The organism is Klebsiella sp. LTGPAF-6F (assembly GCF_001753185.1).
In the GTDB taxonomy this organism is placed as follows: domain Bacteria; phylum Pseudomonadota; class Gammaproteobacteria; order Enterobacterales; family Enterobacteriaceae; genus Klebsiella; species Klebsiella michiganensis.
Genome location: NZ_CP017450.1, coordinates 4,083,763 through 4,099,729, shown reverse-complemented (window position 1 = coordinate 4,099,729; position 15,967 = coordinate 4,083,763). Strand labels below are relative to the sequence as shown.

Genomic DNA, 15,967 nt, shown 5'->3' with positions numbered 1-15,967 from the left:
CAGGCCTTTAGCTATCGTGCTGCATGACCTTAAGCAGCGTATCCAGCAGGCCGGGAAAGCGCGCGTCTAAATCTTCCCGGCGCAGCGAAATCAAATTCTCCCGCCCCTGAGGCCGCTGCCAGATCACACCGCTGTCGCGCAGGACGCGCCAGTGGTGGGTCATGGTCGACTTCGCCACATCTTCATGACGCAGGGCGTTACAGCTCTGCTCGCTGCCGTCGGCAAGGATACGGATAATCTCAAGCCGCAGCGGGTTGCCGAGAGCGAAAAGGACATTTTCGAGGCGAATTTGTTCACGTTCGGGGTGATTGGCGATCATAATATTCCTGTGTCGGCGGCGGCGCAGCTCCGTGAGCAGCAGCCTGTATCGGCGGCTGGCCGGTAATATACCGAAACTGCTTTTCTAAAGCCACGCGGGTCGTCGCAGCTTCACGAATAGTAACGATAGCAAAAATAGTTCGAATATACTCGTACAGTTGTACTATGATAGATGCCGTTATATGAACGGCGGCCAATTCCGGCCGCCTGTTAACAGTCACAATGACTAAGGACGCATCATGCCCCGACCCATCCCCCTCGAACGTTATCGCAACATCGGTATCTCCGCGCATATCGATGCCGGTAAAACCACCACCACCGAGCGCATCCTGTTTTATACCGGGATGAGCCACAAGCTGGGGGAAGTACACGATGGCGCGGCAACCACCGACTGGATGGCGCAGGAGCAGGAGCGCGGGATCACCATTACCTCCGCGGCGGTGAGTTGCTTCTGGCCCGGCATGGACCGCAGCTTCGAGCCGCACCGGATTAACATCATCGATACCCCCGGGCACGTGGATTTCACCATCGAAGTGGAACGCTCCATGCGCGTCCTGGACGGCGCGGTGATGGTTTACGACTCCGTCGGCGGCGTGCAGCCGCAGTCGGAAACCGTCTGGCGGCAGGCGAATAAATACCACGTTCCGCGGCTGGCCTTCGTCAACAAGATGGACCGCCCCGGCGCGGACTTTTTCCGCGTGGTGCAGATGATGATCGATCGCCTGAAGGCCAATCCGGTGCCGATTGCGATCCCGGTTGGCGCCGAAGAGCACTTCACCGGGGTGGTGGATCTCATCAAAATGCGCGCCATTTTATGGGACGACGCCACCCAGGGGATGACCTTCAGCTATGCGCCGGTGCCTGACGACCTCGTGGAAACAGCCCGGCTGTGGCGGGAGAAAATGGTCTCGGCGGCGGCGGAAGCCAGCGACGAACTGATGGACAAATATCTCGAAACCGGTGAGCTGGACGAGGCGGAGATCGTCGCCGGTCTGCGCCAGCGCACGGTGAAGGGGGAAATCCAGGCGGTGCTGTGCGGCAGCGCGTTTAAAAACAAAGGCGTGCAGCGGATGCTCGATGCGGTGGTTGAGCTGATGCCGTCGCCGCTGGATATCCCGGCGATTCAGGGCGTGGATGAGAAAGGGCAGCCCGCTGAACGTCATCCGGGCGACGACGAACCGTTCTCGGCGCTGGCCTTCAAGCTGATGACCGACCCCTACGTCGGACAGCTGACCTTTATCCGCGTCTATTCCGGGACGTTGAAAAAAGGCGATGCGGTGTGGAATCCGGTGAAAGGTAAGAAAGAGCGCATCGGACGCATCGTGCTGATGCAGGCCAACGATCGCCATGAGGTGGATGAACTGCACGCCGGGGACATTGCCGCCTGCGTCGGCCTGAAGGATGTCACCACCGGCGACACGCTGTGCGACCCGGATGCGGTGATTACCCTCGAGCGGATGGAGTTTCCGGAGCCGGTGATTTCGCTGGCGATTGAACCGAAAACCAAAGCCGATCAGGAGAAAATGGGTATCGCCCTGCAGCGGCTGGCGGCGGAAGATCCGTCGTTTCGTCTGCATACTGACGAGGAATCCGGCCAGACGATCGTTTCCGGGATGGGCGAACTGCATCTGGAGATTATCGTCGACCGCATGAAGCGTGAGTTTGGCGTCGAGGCGAATATCGGGCGTCCGCAGGTGACCTATCGCGAGACGATCCGCAAAACGGTCAAAGAGGTGGAAGGCAAATTTGTCCGCCAGTCCGGCGGTAAAGGGCAGTACGGTCACGTGGTGCTGACCCTGGAACCGCTGGCGCCGGGAAGCGGTTTCGTGTTTGAGGACGCGACCAAAGGCGGCGTGGTGCCGCGCGAGTACATCCCTTCAGTGGAAAAAGGGCTGCGCGAAGCGATGGGCACCGGCGTGCTGGCGGGCTATCCGGTGGTGGATATCAAGGCGACCCTGACGTTTGGTTCGTATCACGACGTCGACTCGTCGGAGATGGCTTTCCGGATGGCGGCGATATTTGGCTTCAAGGAAGGGGCGCGCAGGGCCGACCCGGTTATTCTTGAACCGGTGATGCAGGTGGAAGTGGAGACCCCGGAAGAGTACGCCGGGAATATCATGGGCGATCTCTCTTCCCGTCGCGGAATGGTGCAGGGGATGGAGGAGCGGTTCGGCAGCCAGATTATCCGCGCCGACGTGCCGCTGGCCGAGATGTTTGGCTATTCCACCTCGCTGCGTTCCATGTCCCAGGGCCGGGCGACCTACAGCATGGAGTTCCACCACTACGCGGAAGCCCCGCGCAACGTGGCTGAGGCGATTATCGCCAGCCGCGCCAAAGGCTAAGCAACGTTCCCGGGTGCGACGCGAGGCGTCTTGCCCGGGCTACGAGTCCTGCCATCGTTTGTAGCCCGGGTAAGGCGTTAGCCGCAACCCGGGAATTTCTGCCAATCAAACAATATCCTGCGCGTACTGCCACAGCGCCTTCAGCTGCGCCAGCTTCTCTTTATCGTCCGCATACTGCTGGTACAGCATCTGCAGCTCATCGGCGTAGGCCTGCAAAAACTCCGGCGTAAAGACCTGGCGACGGTGCTCTAACCAGCGCTGCTGCTCGGCTTCATCCAGCGTGCCGGGATAGTTGCGCGCGCGATAGTTGAACAGCAGGCGCTCAATACGCTTATCGGCGAAGGTAATATCCAGCGCCGGCAGGTTACGCGGCTCGGTTTCGAGCACGATTTTCATCGCCGCGCGGTCGGCATCGCTGAAAAAGCCGTTATACAGCTGCGTATCGACGTTATCGGACGGCACAAACGGCTCCGCTTCGGCAAAAATCGCCACCGCTTTCTCGCGCACCTGCGGATTGGCCCGCAGCAGCTGGGCGTTCTCCAGACAGCGCTGGATATTGATGCCCAGCCGGTCGGCATCCTGCGGACGCAGGGTGTTTTGCTGCGCCAGCACCGGGCATTTATTCAGGTGGACCAGCTTAATCGGCACCGCGGGCAGGTCGCCCAGTTCGCTTTTCGGCGTATACAGCCGCTCGCGCAGGGTGTCGGCATCGAGCTCCAGCAGGGGGGCGATGTCTCCGGCCAGGTCGACCATAATCACCGCGTTACGGTTGTCCGGGTGCCACGCCAGCGGGGCGACCAGGCTGGTGTTGCCGCGCGCCGCGCCGAACATGCCGGAAACATGCACCAGCGGTTTGATTTGCGGCACGTCAATCAGCGTCGCCAGCTTGCGCTTGTTGCGGTGGGCGTAAAGATAGTCGAACAGGCGCGGCTGCTGGGTTTTCACCAGCTTCGCCATGGCGATAGTGGCGTAAACGTCGGCCATCGCGTCGTGGGCGTTGCTGTGTTCGATGCCGTTAGCGACGGTCAGATGCTCCAGCCGGAAGCTCGGTAAGCCCTCTTCGTTTTCCGGCCAGTTGATCCCTTCGGGGCGCAGCGCATAGCAGGCGCGCATCACGTCCAGCAGATCCCAGCGGGAGTTGTCGTGCTGCCAGCTCCAGGCGTAGGGATCGTAAAAATTACGATAGAGAATGTTGCGCGTCACTTCGTCATCGAAGCGCACGTTGTTGTAGCCGACGATGCAGGTTTTCGGCACCGTGAACAGATCGTGAACGCGGCGGGCGAAAGCGGCTTCGTTGTCGCCTTTGGCATTGGCCTCCTGCGGCGTTATCCCGGTGACCATGACCGCCTGCGGCTGCGGCAGATAGTCATCGGCGAGCCTGCAGTAGAAGACTTCGGGTTCGCCGACGATATTCAGGTCTTCATCGGTGCGAATGGCGGCAAACTGCGACGGTCGGTCGAGCGAGGGACTGGTGCCGAAGGTCTCGTAATCGTGAAATAAAAACCCGGGCTGGCTGGCGCTATCTTGCATAATCTGTTCATTATTCCTGGTGGCGAGCAGCCTTCATGGTAAACGATTTGCCGGGCCATCAGAAGGGTATCCCCTTTGTCCCGCGTCGGCGATGTCATATTTTCTTGCAATTAAACCCTGATTTGAAACGAGAAGTTCCGTAAAAAGGACGGCGAATCTGTCAATTTAGAGGATATGCCGTTGAAAGGCCGTTTTTTTATTGCTGTATCTTTGCTCGCTGCGAGCGTTTCCTGCGCATTTGCCGCCAATGATTTTCCCGTCAACGTGACGCCTCCTTCTATTCAGGCCGGTTCCTGGGTGCTGATGGATTACACCACCGGCCAGATCCTGACCGCCGGTAACGAGCATCAGCAGCGCAATCCCGCCAGCCTGACCAAACTGATGACCGGCTACGTGGTCGATCGCGCTATCGACAGCCACCGCATCACCTTTGACGACATCGTCACCGTCGGGAAAGACGCCTGGGCGCAGGGTAACCCGGTCTTTAATGGTTCTTCGCTGATGTTCCTTAAGCCCGGCGATCGGGTCAGCGTACGCGATTTAAGCCGCGGGCTGATCGTTGACTCCGGCAACGATGCCTGCGTGGCGCTGGCGGACTACGTCGCCGGCGGCCAGCCGCAGTTCGTCGCGCTGATGAACAGCTACGTGGAAAAACTGCATTTGCAGGATACCCATTTTGAAACCGTCCACGGTCTGGACGCGCCGGGTCAGCACAGTTCGGCCTACGATCTGGCGGTGCTCTCGCGGGCGATTATTCACGGCGAGCCGGACGTCTACCATATGTACAGCCAGAAGAGCCTGACCTGGAACGGCATTACCCAGCAGAACCGCAACGGGCTGCTGTGGGATAAGACCATGAACGTCGATGGTCTGAAGACCGGCCACACCTCAGGCGCCGGCTTCAACCTGATTGCCTCCGCGGTGGACGGCCAGCGCCGGCTGATTGCGGTGGTGATGGGGGCCGACAGCCCGAAAGGGCGTGAACAGCAGGCGGCGAAGCTGCTGCACTGGGGCCAGCAAAACTTCGATACCGTCCAGGTCCTGCAGGACGGCAAGCAGGTCGGCGTTGAGCGTATCTGGTATGGCGATAAAGAGCAGATTAAGCTGGGGACCGATCAGGACTTCTGGTTAGCGCTGCCGAAGTCGGAAGTCTCGCGCATTAAGGCCAAATACGTGCTGGATAACAAAGTGCTGGAAGCGCCGATCGCCGCCCATCAGCGGGTTGGCGAAATCTCCCTTTACGATGGTGATAAAGTGGTGGCCCACTGGCCGCTGGTGACGCTGGAAAGCGTTGGCAAGGGCGGCGTGCTGTCGCGCTTTAGCGATTATCTGCATCAAAAACTGTAACTTCTCCGCCGCTCCGCCCGGAGCGGCATCTCGTAGCTGTTTGATTATTATGCCGCTTCGGTTGGCGCTTCGTTTACTTTCACTCCATTACCTTACCCGGTCACCCTTCAGGAAAAAGCCTGGCGCTTGTGCGCCATAAATGGAGCTGGGAAAATGAAATACTTTGCGCGTAGTGCGCTTTCTCTGGGACTTTTCGCCGTTTTTAGCACTTCTGGTTTTGCCTCCGGCCTCGTTCTGGCCGATAACGAATTCCGCAATGATTTAGCCTGGTTATCCGACCGCGGAACCCTCTCTTTAAGTTTGTCCACCTGGCCTTTGAGCGAAGAGGAGATTAAGCGCGCGCTGGCCAATGCCCATCCGACAACGTCCGCAGAGCGGGTGGTTCTGAGCCGGGTAAATCAGCGTTTAAGGGCGCTCAAAGCCGACGTGCGCGTTACCGGTTACAGTTCCACTGATAAGCCGGGAACTCCGCAGGGGTTTGCCCAGTCTTATCCCGCTGACCAGTCGCTTTCTCTCGCCCTGAACAACAGCGGCGAATGGTGGGATCTGCACCTGCAGGGCAATGTTGAAGGCGACAAGCGCATCAGTAACGGTTCGAGCGTGAACGCCAACGGCGCGTACGGCGCGGTTAAGCTGTGGAACCAGTGGCTGGCGTTCGGGCAAATCCCCCAGTGGTGGGGGCCGGGCTATGAAGGTAGCCTGATCCGCTCCGATGCCGCGCGTCCCATGACCGGTTTTCTGCTGCAGCGCGCCGAACAGCGGGCGCCGGAAACCTCATGGCTAAGCTGGATTGGCCCCTGGCAGTACCAGCTTTCCGCCAGCCAGATGAACCAGTACGCCGCCGTACCGCATACCAAAATCTTCGGCGGCCGCCTGACTTTTTCACCGCTCACCTCGCTGGAGCTGGGAGCCTCGCGCGTTATGCAGTGGGGCGGCGAAGGGCGGCCTTCCTCATTCAGCAGCTTCTGGGACGGCCTCACCGGCAATGATAACACCGGCGACTCGGCCGACGATCCCGGCAACCAGCTGGCCGGTTTTGATTTCAAGCTGAAGCTGGCGCCCACCCTCGGCTGGCCGGTGAGCATTTACGGCCAGATGATCGGCGAGGACGAAGCCGGATATTTACCCTCGGCGCACCTCTATCTTGGCGGCGTGGAAGGGCATCACCAGTGGAACAGCAATGCGGTTAACTGGTATCTGGAAGCCCACGATACCCGCTCGAACATGGGCCGTACTAACTACATCTATAACCACTTTATCTATAAAGACGGCTACTACCAGCAGGGCTATCCGCTGGGCGATGCGATGGGCGGCGACGGGCGTTTATATGCCGGTAAGGTGGAGCTGGTAACCGAAGATAATCAGCGCTGGAGCGCGCGGCTGGTCTACGCTGAGGTCAATCCAAAAAACCAGCGAATCAATAAAGCCTTCCCGCGCGCCGATACGCTGAAGGGCGTACAGCTGGGCTGGAGCGGCGATGTTATGCCAACGGTACGCCTGAATACCTCCCTGTGGTACACCGACGCTAACCACAGCGCCAGCGACGATGTTGGGGCCAGCATCGGCGTTGAGCTACCGTTCAGTTTATAATCGTATGGCGGCGATTTTTTCATCTTCTTGCCGCGCGGATTTGTGAATTGCCGCACATACTGTGGGTGATAGTACTGCTAATTTATGTGTATATACATACAGTATTTTATCAACAGTGGAGGCAGCATGGACTATAACGTTAAATCCGTAGGCAAGAAGAAAATTGCTGGTTTTCATCTGGTCGGTCCCTGGGAGCAGACGGTAAAACAGGGGTTTGAACAGCTGATGATGTGGGTCGATAACAGCCAGGTGCCGGCGCAGGAGTGGGTGGCCGTTTACTACGACAACCCGGACGAAGTCCCGGCGGAAAAGCTGCGCTGCGATACCGCCGTCACGGTGGCGGACGACTACCAGATTCCTGAGGGTAGCGAAGGCGTGATGATGACCGAAATCGCCGGCGGGGATTATGCGGTTGCCCGTGCCAGAGTCGAGAATTTTGACTTTGCGACGCCGTGGTACCAGTTCTTCGAGAGCCTGATGGAAAGCAAAACCCATCAGATGGCGATGAAGCCCTGTTTTGAAGTCTATCTTAACGATGGTAACCAGGACGGCTACTGGGATATTGATATGTATGTCGCGGTCGAGCCGGCCGTGAAGTAGAACATTGTCCCTTCGTTTGACAAGGTTTATTACATTCGCGTGATGCTTGCGGCGAAAAAGCAGTTACAATTGGCCTTTTCGTTGTGTCGGAGTAGGTTGTGCGCGCGGATAAATCACTTAAGCCATTTGAAATTCGGCTGTATCGCCATTACCGCATCGTCCATGGCGTGCGAATAGCATTGGCCTTTGTGCTCACCTTTGTGCTGGTGCGCCTGCTTAACGTTCCTGAAGGCACCTGGCCCCTCATCACCCTGGTGGTGGTGATGGGGCCTATCTCCTTCTGGGGAAACGTCGTACCGCGCGCGTTTGAACGTATCGGCGGCACGATCCTCGGCTCGGCGCTCGGGCTGGTGGCGCTCAAGCTGGAGCTTATCTCTCTGCCCATTATGCTGCTGTGGTGCGCGGTGGCGATGTTCCTCTGCGGCTGGCTGGCGCTGGGCAAAAAGCCCTACCAGGCGCTGCTGATCGGCATCACCCTGGCGGTAGTGGTCGGCGCGCCGCCGGGTGATATGACCACCGCGCTGTGGCGAAGCGGCGACGTTATCTTCGGCTCCCTGCTGGCGATGCTGTTTACCGGTATCTGGCCGCAGCGGGCCTTTCTGCACTGGCGTATCCAGATGGCCAGCTACGTCACCGCCTTCAACCGTCTGTATCAGGCGGGCTTCTCGCCGAACCTCGTTGAGCGTCCGCGTCTGGAAAAGCATATGCAGAAGGTGCTTAACGATGTGGTGAAAATGCGCGGATTAATTACCCCCGCCAGCAAAGAGACGCATATCCAGAAGGCCATCTTTGAGGCGATCCAGACCGTCAGCCGTAACCTGGTGTGCATGCTGGAGCTGCAAATCAACGCCTACTGGGCGTCGCGTCCCGGCCACTTCGTGATGCTCAACGCCCATACGCTGCGCGAAACCCAGCAAATGACCCAGCAAACATTGCTGACTATCGCCCACGCATTGTATGAGGGCAATCCGCAGCCGATTCTTGCCAACAATGAAAAGCTCAACGAAATCGTGGCCGAACTGCGCCAGCTCATCAAAGAGCAGCAGGACGACAATTTCTCCGAAACGCCCATTCACGGTTATGTCTGGTTAACTATCGAGCTGGCGCGCCAGCTCGAACTGCTGTCGCATTTAATCTGCCGTGCGTTGCGTAAATAAAGACCAGACTCACGTGGTTTTTCCATCGCTTGCTTCGATTCAGCAGCGTTTAGGGTTATGATAACGGCAAAGGAAAAAACATTGTCATCAGCGGCTGCTAACAGTTATGTTAGCCCTATGTAGCAGTCGCTTTAGCGAATCCGAATCTCAAATATTAGGGGTATAAAAATGGAAACAACTAAGCCTTCTTTCCAGGACGTACTGGAGTTTGTTCGCCTGTACCGTCGTAAGAACAAACTGCAGCGTGAAATTCAGGACGTTGAGAAAAAGATCCGTGATAACCAGAAGCGCGTACTGCTGCTGGACAACCTGAGCGACTACATCAAGCCGGGCATGAGCGTTGAAGCTATTCAGGGCATCATCGCCAGCATGAAGAGCGATTACGAAGATCGCGTTGACGATTACATCATCAAAAACGCCGAGATCTCCAAAGAACGTCGCGATATCTCTAAAAAGCTGAAAGCGATGGGCGAAGCGAAAGTCGAAGATAAATCTGCCGAGTAAGCCCCGTTAATGCGCTCCGGCGGCGCTCGCCGCCGGAGTTCCTCTTCTTCCTCTTGCGTGACCTCACAGTTCCTTAGCAAAAACGCCCGCGCGACGCTGAACCTTTACCCAGGAATTTGGTATACTTCCGCCGTAAACATATTGATATCGGAAGGGTTTATCTCATGCTGTCCCTGCAACAGGTGCCGCCGCGATGATACTGATGACCGGCGACGCGCTTAGCGGCCAACGCCGTGACGCCGAATCTTTACTCAACTCTTTCGTTTCGGCGATCTTCATCGCTACCTCCCGGCTCTCCGACAACCAAATGGCCGCGCGCATTCAACACCACCGTGATACCCGGCTTGCCCACTGGCGGCTGGAAGAACGCGGGCAGGCTTTCTCCGCGCGGCAGCCGCGCGGATAAGTCAGGTCACGGTCGGTGGCGGGCGTGAATAACCGCTGCCGCGGGGTTTATCGACAGGAGTCATCACTCAATGATTAAGTCTTTTTTTGCCGCATTATCATTTATCAGCCGCCTGCCGGTCCCGGCGCGTTTATCCCAGGGGCTGGAAATTGAACAATATCAACGCAGTATCATTACATTTCCCCTGGTGGGGCTGCTGCTGGGGGCGATTGCTGGCGCCGTTGTGATGCTGCTGCAGCCGTGGTGCGGCGGCCCGCTCGCCGCGCTGCTCGGCGTGCTGGCGCTGGCGCTGTTGACCGGCGGGTTCCATCTTGATGGGCTGGCGGATACCTGCGATGGCATCTTTTCCGCCCGCCGCCGCGAGCGGATGCTGGAAATCATGCGCGACAGTCGGCTGGGCACTCACGGCGGGCTGGCGCTGATTTTTGTGCTGGTTGCCAAAGTGCTGGTGGTCAGCGAAGTGGCGCTGCGCGGCACGTCGGCGCTTGCCGCGCTGGCTGCCGCCTGCGCCGTCGGCCGCGGTATGGCGGTGCTGCTGATGTATCGTCAGCGCTACGCCCGGGAAGAGGGGCTGGGCAACTTATTTATCGGCAAAATCACGCTGCGGCAGATGCTGATTACCATGGGGATCGCGCTGGCGCTGGCGACGCTGCTGCTCGGGGTCAACGGTCTGCGGGCGGCGCTTATCACTCTGGTGCTGGTTTGGGCGCTGGGTCAGGCGCTGAAGCGTACCCTGGGCGGGCAAACCGGTGACACATTAGGCGCGGCGATTGAGCTGGGCGAAGTCATATTTCTGCTGGCCCTGCTGTAGGCATTGATTTATTCCCGGTGGCGCTGCGCTGACCGGGCTACCAGTCCACCGCTGTCTGCGGGCCGGTGCCCGGACAGGCGCAGCGCGCCGCCTGCGGGGAATGTGCCGGAGTGATGAATAGGCGTGGTTTCTCCCCGGCTCGCGCTGCGCTTAGCCGGGCTACAAGTCCACCGCTGTCTGCGGGCCGGTGCCCGGACAAGGCGCAGCGCGCCGCCTGCGGGGAATGTGCCGGAGTGACGGATTGGCGTGGTTTCTTCCCGGTGGCGCTGCGCTGACCGGGCTACCAGTCCACCGCTGTCTGCGGGCCGGTGCCCGGACAAGGCGCAGCGCGCCGCCTGCGGGGAATGTGCCGGAGTGATGGATTGGCGTGGTTTCTTCCCGATGGCGCTGCGCTTAGCCGGGCTACAAGTCCACCGCTGTCTGCGGGCCGGTAGTCCGAACAGGCGCAGCGCGCCGCCTCCGGGAAAATTATTCAGCGCACGTGCTTACAGCGCTTTTTGCCATACGCTCTGCGGCAGGAGGTAAACGTCCGCCGGTGCCGTCATGCCGTCGGTCACGATATGCTGAATGCCGCTTGCCATTACCGCCAGGGTCACGTCAAAGGCGTTCAGGCTATCGCCAAAGCCCGCGGTCAGGTTGAGCATTGAACCGTTCGCCATCAGATAAACGGTTTTATCGCCCATCCGGTAAGCGTTGATATAGGGCATGACCTCTTCATGACGGAACTGGCGCAGGTACTCACAGTCAATCTCTTCCGCCACGTGACCCACGTTGAGAATAAACACCCCGTCTTTGGACTTATCCAGCGCCTGGCGGTTAACGACTTTTTTACCGCCGGTCGCCGTGGCCACCACGTCCGCGGAGGCAATCGCCTCCTGTAATTCAACGACGTGCCAGCCATCGTAGGCCGCCTGTAGTCTCCGCGCCGGGTCGATTTCCGCTACCATCACCTGGCCGCCGAAGGCCTTCGCCGCCGCCGCTACGCCCTGGCCAACCAGACCATAGCCGATGACCAGCACTTTTTTCTCATGCAGGGTCAGGTGGGTCGTCTGGAAAAAGGTGTGCCAGGCGGTCAGGCCGACCATATGACGGTTGTGCAGTCCCTCTTTTACCGGCAAATCATCCCAGTTAAAAATCGGGTAGCCGGGGCGAATATCGCCCAGGCGGCTAACGCCAGAGCCGGTCGCCTCAAGGCCCGCGACGATGTTGCCAAACTCCCCGCGCTGATGCAGTAGGGTGGTAATATCCGCGCCCATTTCGCACAGATGCGTCGGCTGCCAGGCAATCGCTTTTTCCCAGGATTGCTGCCAGTCGGCGTCGCTCATATCCCGCCAGGCGCAGGCTTCCGCGCCGCGCTCCACCAGCCAGGCGACCATGTCATCCTGCACCGTCGTTGGGTTACAGGTGGTAAGAAAAACCTTCGCCCCTTTCTCCAGAATTCCCTGCACCAGGGGGATCATTTTCATATCGAGGTGCATACAGCAGGCGAGACGCACCTGGCTGAGATCCGGCAGGGCGGCGACCTGACGCAGGGTGCGCGGCATATTCTGACTGGCCCATGCGATCTCTTTCTCTAATTTTATCTTGTTATTCAACGTGTTTGACCTTCAATCCATAGAATGCTGATACCCAGAGGTGAGGGGATTTTAACGTAGCGCGCGCCGTTTTTACATTCACAAAATGAATGACGAAAAGCCACGACAAAGACATGGTTGTTAAAATAAGGTTAAAAAAAGAAAATGAAACATAAGTTCTTATTATGACGTAAGCGAGCTACACGATGTTAAGCGTTTTACCCGGATCGCTCTTTTCGCGGATCCGCATTTTCCTCGGTCGCCTCAAGCCGCACGCCCTGCCGGTTGCCAGAAAACATATTGTTCTGGCCTCTCTCGGCGCCGGAACGGGACTGGCGGTGACCAGCATGTTCAGCCACTGGCTGTTAGGCGAGGTCAATATCTGGTTTATCGCGCCAATGGGCGCATCGGCAGTGCTGCTGTTTGGCGTCCCGAGCAGTCCGCTGGCCCAGCCGTGGTCGATTGTCGGCGGCAACGTGCTCTCGGCGCTGATTGGCGTGACCGTGGGAATGGCGATCCCGAACCTGGCGCTGGCCTGCGGCGTGGCGGCGGGGCTGGCGATCGCCGGTATGTATTTCCTGCGCTGCCTGCATCCGCCGGGTGGGGCGGTGGCGTTAACGGCGATCCTCGGCGGGGCGGGGGTGCAGAGTGAAGGCTACCACTTTGTTCTGACGCCGGTATTGCTCAATTCCCTGATGCTGGCGCTGCTGGCCATCGTCTTCAACAACCTGGTGGGACGACGCTACCCGCACCCGCTGGCCGCGGAAGAGGTAAAGGCCAAAGCCGTACCGCTGGGCCTGTCGGTGACCCGCGATGATATTCACGCGGCCCTGCTGGACGGCCAGTTTCTCGATATCGATGAAGACGACGTGCAGGAGCTGCTGGAAAATATTGAACAAAAAGCCAGACAGCGTATCGCCAGCGCCCGGCAATCCTGATGAGCTTTTCGGCTCTCTGGGGAACGCGGATTAACCCACGGGTTCCCCTTTTTATTGCCTTCCTCCCCGGCCATTAGCCTGAACCAGGCATTTTTCTCCCCCCGAAAGCAACAAGCTCTGCGGATCGTGACTGCGATCGACAAAATTGGCCATTCAATGAGCAAAAAGTTGACGCCCTTAACGAAATGAATATTTCAAAATAACTTGTTATGGATTTTTTAATCCGGCGGAGTATAACAAGTTGTTAAATAATGCACCCGGGTGCAAAAAGGTGCAAATGTATTCCTGATGCCAGAATCTGCCGTATCTGGATCGGCAATGTGATCTTTTTATTCATAAAAACAAAACGATAGAACGCTCATCCCTGACAGGACAACAAAATGACCGATCATGTGATAACTGAAAGTCGTAAAACAGATAATGATAAGAAAATCAGATTAATAACCCTCGTCTCAACCATCGGTGGACTGTGCTTTGGCTACGACACCGGGGTTATTTCCGGCGCGTTGATTTTCATGAAAAACGATCTTGGCCTCACTCCTCTGCAGGAAGGGCTGGTGACATCGTTTTTATTATTCGGCGCGGCAATCGGCTCTGTCGGCGGCGGCTGGCTGTCCGACCGACAGGGACGGCGGAAAAATATTCTGTGGGTGGCGGTGATTTTTATCTTTGGCGCCCTCGGTACCGCCGTCGCCTGGGATATGTCGTCGATGATAATCGCCCGCTTTATTCTTGGCCTGGCGGTTGGCTGTGCGTCAGTGACGGTGCCGATTTATATTTCCGAACTGGCGCGACCCGCGCAGCGTGAACGGCTGGTGACGGTCAACGAACTGATGATCGTCACCGGGCAGTTTCTCGCTTACTCCGTCAACGCTTCCATTGTCAATTTCTATCCCGACATGTCGCACAACTGGCGGCTGATGCTGGCCATTCCGGCGCTACCCGGCGCGCTGCTGTGGATTGGTATGCTGGTAATGCCGGAGTCTCCGCGCTTCTTCGTGCGTAAGGGGCAAATAGACAAAGCGGTTGCGGTGCTGAAAACGATTCGTCGGCCCGAAGAGGTGGAGCAGGAGATCCGCGATATCCAGCAGGTGAGCCAGATTGGCATCAACCATGGCCGATTTGTTGACGAGCTGAAGAGAAAATGGGTACTGCAGCTGATTTTGATCGGCCTGATGATTGTGCTGGCAACGCGCGTAACCGGCGTGAATACCATTATGTACTACGCGCCGACGGTGCTGAAAGCCACCGGACTTGGCGATGCGGCGGCGGTGACCGGCGCCGTGGCTAATGGCGTCGTCTCTATTCTGGCCACGCTACTGGGGATGCTGTTAATTGGCAGGCATTCCCGACGGAAAATGTTCTTTACCGGACAGATCGGCGTCACCCTTAGCCTGGTGTTGATTGGCCTCTCGTTCAAGCTCTTCTTCCATATGGAAACCGTCGATGGCGTCAGCGGCTTGCACGCCAACTTTACCGGTGCCAGCTACATCATTCTCGCCCTGATGCTGGTGTTCCTGACCTTTATGCAGGGTTGGATCGCACCGGTGTTCTGGCTGATGCTCGCGGAAATCTACCCGCTGCGGATGCGCGGTCTGGGAATGGGTTTTGCGGTATTCGGTTTATGGATATTTGACTTCATCATTCAGTCTATTTTCCCGATTTTACTCAACAGCTACGGCGGTGGAATGACCTTCGGCTTCTTCGCGGCTACCAACGTCATAATGCTGATTCTGCTGGTGAAGTTCCTGCCGGAAACCCGCGGGTTAACCCTCGAACAAATTGAACAAAAATTCAGATTCTGATTTAGCAACGTGGAGGAATATATGACAGTTAATATCGGTTTAATTGGTTTGGGTATGATTGGGCGCGACCATCTCCAGCGTTTCCAGACGGTTATCCAGAACGCCAGGGTCAGCGCCGTCTGCGATATCAATCGTAATGTGACCGACGCTATTGCCCGCGAATATGGCGCTCAGCCCTATTACGATGCAGTCGAGATGATTCAATCAGACGACGTGGATGCGATCTTTATTTGCTCTATTGGCCCGGTACATAAAGAACAAATTCTGGCGGCCATTAAAGCAGGTAAACCGGTGTTTTGCGAAAAGCCGCTAACCCCGACCGCCAATGAAGCCAAAGCGATTATTGATGCTGAAGTAGCCTACGGCAAACGTATGCTGCAGCTGGGCTTTATGCGCCGTTTCGACCCGGGGTACAACCAGCTAAAAGCCACTCTGGATAGCGGTGAACTGGGGGAAATATTGCTCATCCACTGCGCCCATCGCAACGCTTCCGTGCCGGAGAGCTACACCCTGGAGATGGCGATTAACGATTCGGCGACCCATGAAATCGATATTATCCGCTATCTGCTTAACGAAAATATCGTTTCGGTGCGCGTCGATAAACCGCAGAAGAAAACGCGCAGAGCCTGCGCGCATCTGCAGGATCCGTTGATTGTGATTTTTGAAACTGAATCCGGCGTACGTATTGATGATGAGCTGTTTGTTAACTGCGATTACGGCTACGACATTCGCTGTGAAGTGATTGGCGAAAATGCCATCAGCGCGTTGACCGAACAGGCACTTACCACCGTCCGTTCGGCGCAGGGTTATAGCCGCGCTATCTCCAAAACCTGTATGGAACGTTTCGCCACCGCCTACGATCGCGAGGTGCAGAATTTCGTTGATCGGGTAAACCTGGGGGCGGAGATGAGCGGGCCATCATCGTGGGACGGATTTGTCGTGGCGATGGTATGCGATGCCGGCCTGGCGTCGCTGAAGGATGGCGAAAAGCACGCCGTCTCTCTGCCGGAGTGTCCGGCGCTCTACCGCTGACCCATTAACGAAG

General features: G+C 57.6%; 14 protein-coding genes. 11 read left to right on the top strand and 3 right to left on the bottom strand.

The features are described 5' to 3' along the window. Positions 1 to 7: 7 nt before the first annotated feature. Positions 8 to 319, bottom strand: a complete 312-nt coding sequence (locus BJF97_RS19145) for an ArsR/SmtB family transcription factor (protein ID WP_014230020.1) — start codon at positions 317 to 319, stop codon at positions 8 to 10. 238 nt (positions 320 to 557) lie between these two features. Here BJF97_RS19145 and fusA point away from each other — a divergent pair, with 238 nt between their 5' ends. Continuing rightward, the gene (fusA, locus tag BJF97_RS19140; protein ID WP_014838912.1) at positions 558 to 2,660 is read left to right on the top strand and encodes an elongation factor G; all 2,103 of its coding nucleotides are present in this window, start codon (positions 558 to 560) and stop codon (positions 2,658 to 2,660) included. Positions 2,661 to 2,765: 105 nt separating this feature from the next. Here fusA and sbcB read toward each other — a convergent pair whose 3' ends face one another. Continuing rightward, positions 2,766 to 4,190 (bottom strand): exodeoxyribonuclease I, encoded by a 1,425-nt coding sequence (gene sbcB / locus BJF97_RS19135; RefSeq protein ID WP_014230018.1) that lies wholly within the window; start codon positions 4,188 to 4,190, stop codon positions 2,766 to 2,768. 180 nt (positions 4,191 to 4,370) lie between these two features. On the opposite strand from sbcB, the gene dacD reads away from it, so the two are divergent. From dacD to cobS, 7 genes are all read left to right on the top strand, one after another. Next, on the top strand, positions 4,371 to 5,537 hold the full coding sequence (gene dacD / locus BJF97_RS19130; RefSeq protein WP_014230017.1) for a serine-type D-Ala-D-Ala carboxypeptidase DacD: 1,167 nt from the start codon (positions 4,371 to 4,373) through the stop codon (positions 5,535 to 5,537). Between the two features lie 153 nt (positions 5,538 to 5,690). Then, a complete protein-coding gene (locus BJF97_RS19125) occupies positions 5,691 to 7,127 on the top strand; it encodes a capsule assembly Wzi family protein (RefSeq protein ID WP_032693840.1) in 1,437 nt (478 codons plus the stop codon). 126 nt (positions 7,128 to 7,253) lie between these two features. After that, complete coding sequence (gene sbmC, locus BJF97_RS19120) at positions 7,254 to 7,727, top strand: DNA gyrase inhibitor SbmC (RefSeq protein WP_014230015.1); 474 nt, start codon at positions 7,254 to 7,256, stop codon at positions 7,725 to 7,727. 98 nt (positions 7,728 to 7,825) lie between these two features. Further along, complete coding sequence (locus BJF97_RS19115; protein WP_004103626.1) at positions 7,826 to 8,884, top strand: FUSC family protein; 1,059 nt, start codon at positions 7,826 to 7,828, stop codon at positions 8,882 to 8,884. Positions 8,885 to 9,052: 168 nt separating this feature from the next. Continuing rightward, a complete protein-coding gene (locus BJF97_RS19110) occupies positions 9,053 to 9,388 on the top strand; it encodes a DUF496 family protein (RefSeq protein WP_004103624.1) in 336 nt (111 codons plus the stop codon). A gap of 193 nt (positions 9,389 to 9,581) precedes the next feature. Beyond that, positions 9,582 to 9,794, top strand: coding sequence for a bifunctional adenosylcobinamide kinase/adenosylcobinamide-phosphate guanylyltransferase (locus BJF97_RS19105; RefSeq protein WP_004852374.1), 213 nt, complete (start codon positions 9,582 to 9,584; stop codon positions 9,792 to 9,794). Positions 9,795 to 9,864: 70 nt separating this feature from the next. Then, positions 9,865 to 10,605, top strand: a complete 741-nt coding sequence (gene cobS, locus BJF97_RS19100) for an adenosylcobinamide-GDP ribazoletransferase (protein ID WP_014838908.1) — start codon at positions 9,865 to 9,867, stop codon at positions 10,603 to 10,605. 485 nt (positions 10,606 to 11,090) lie between these two features. Here cobS and BJF97_RS19095 read toward each other — a convergent pair whose 3' ends face one another. Beyond that, entirely contained in the window at positions 11,091 to 12,200 is a 1,110-nt protein-coding gene (locus BJF97_RS19095; protein ID WP_032693839.1) for an adenosylhomocysteinase, read from the bottom strand. A 185-nt stretch (positions 12,201 to 12,385) separates the two neighbouring features. On the opposite strand from BJF97_RS19095, the gene BJF97_RS19090 reads away from it, so the two are divergent. The 3 genes from BJF97_RS19090 (at position 12,386) to BJF97_RS19080 (ending at position 15,954) form a co-directional block, all read left to right on the top strand. Beyond that, positions 12,386 to 13,117 (top strand): HPP family protein, encoded by a 732-nt coding sequence (locus tag BJF97_RS19090; protein WP_014838906.1) that lies wholly within the window; start codon positions 12,386 to 12,388, stop codon positions 13,115 to 13,117. Between the two features lie 380 nt (positions 13,118 to 13,497). Then, positions 13,498 to 14,922 (top strand): sugar porter family MFS transporter, encoded by a 1,425-nt coding sequence (locus BJF97_RS19085; RefSeq protein ID WP_014230010.1) that lies wholly within the window; start codon positions 13,498 to 13,500, stop codon positions 14,920 to 14,922. 21 nt (positions 14,923 to 14,943) lie between these two features. After that, positions 14,944 to 15,954 (top strand): Gfo/Idh/MocA family protein, encoded by a 1,011-nt coding sequence (locus tag BJF97_RS19080; protein WP_032693838.1) that lies wholly within the window; start codon positions 14,944 to 14,946, stop codon positions 15,952 to 15,954. The last annotated feature ends 13 nt before the right edge of the window (positions 15,955 to 15,967 follow it).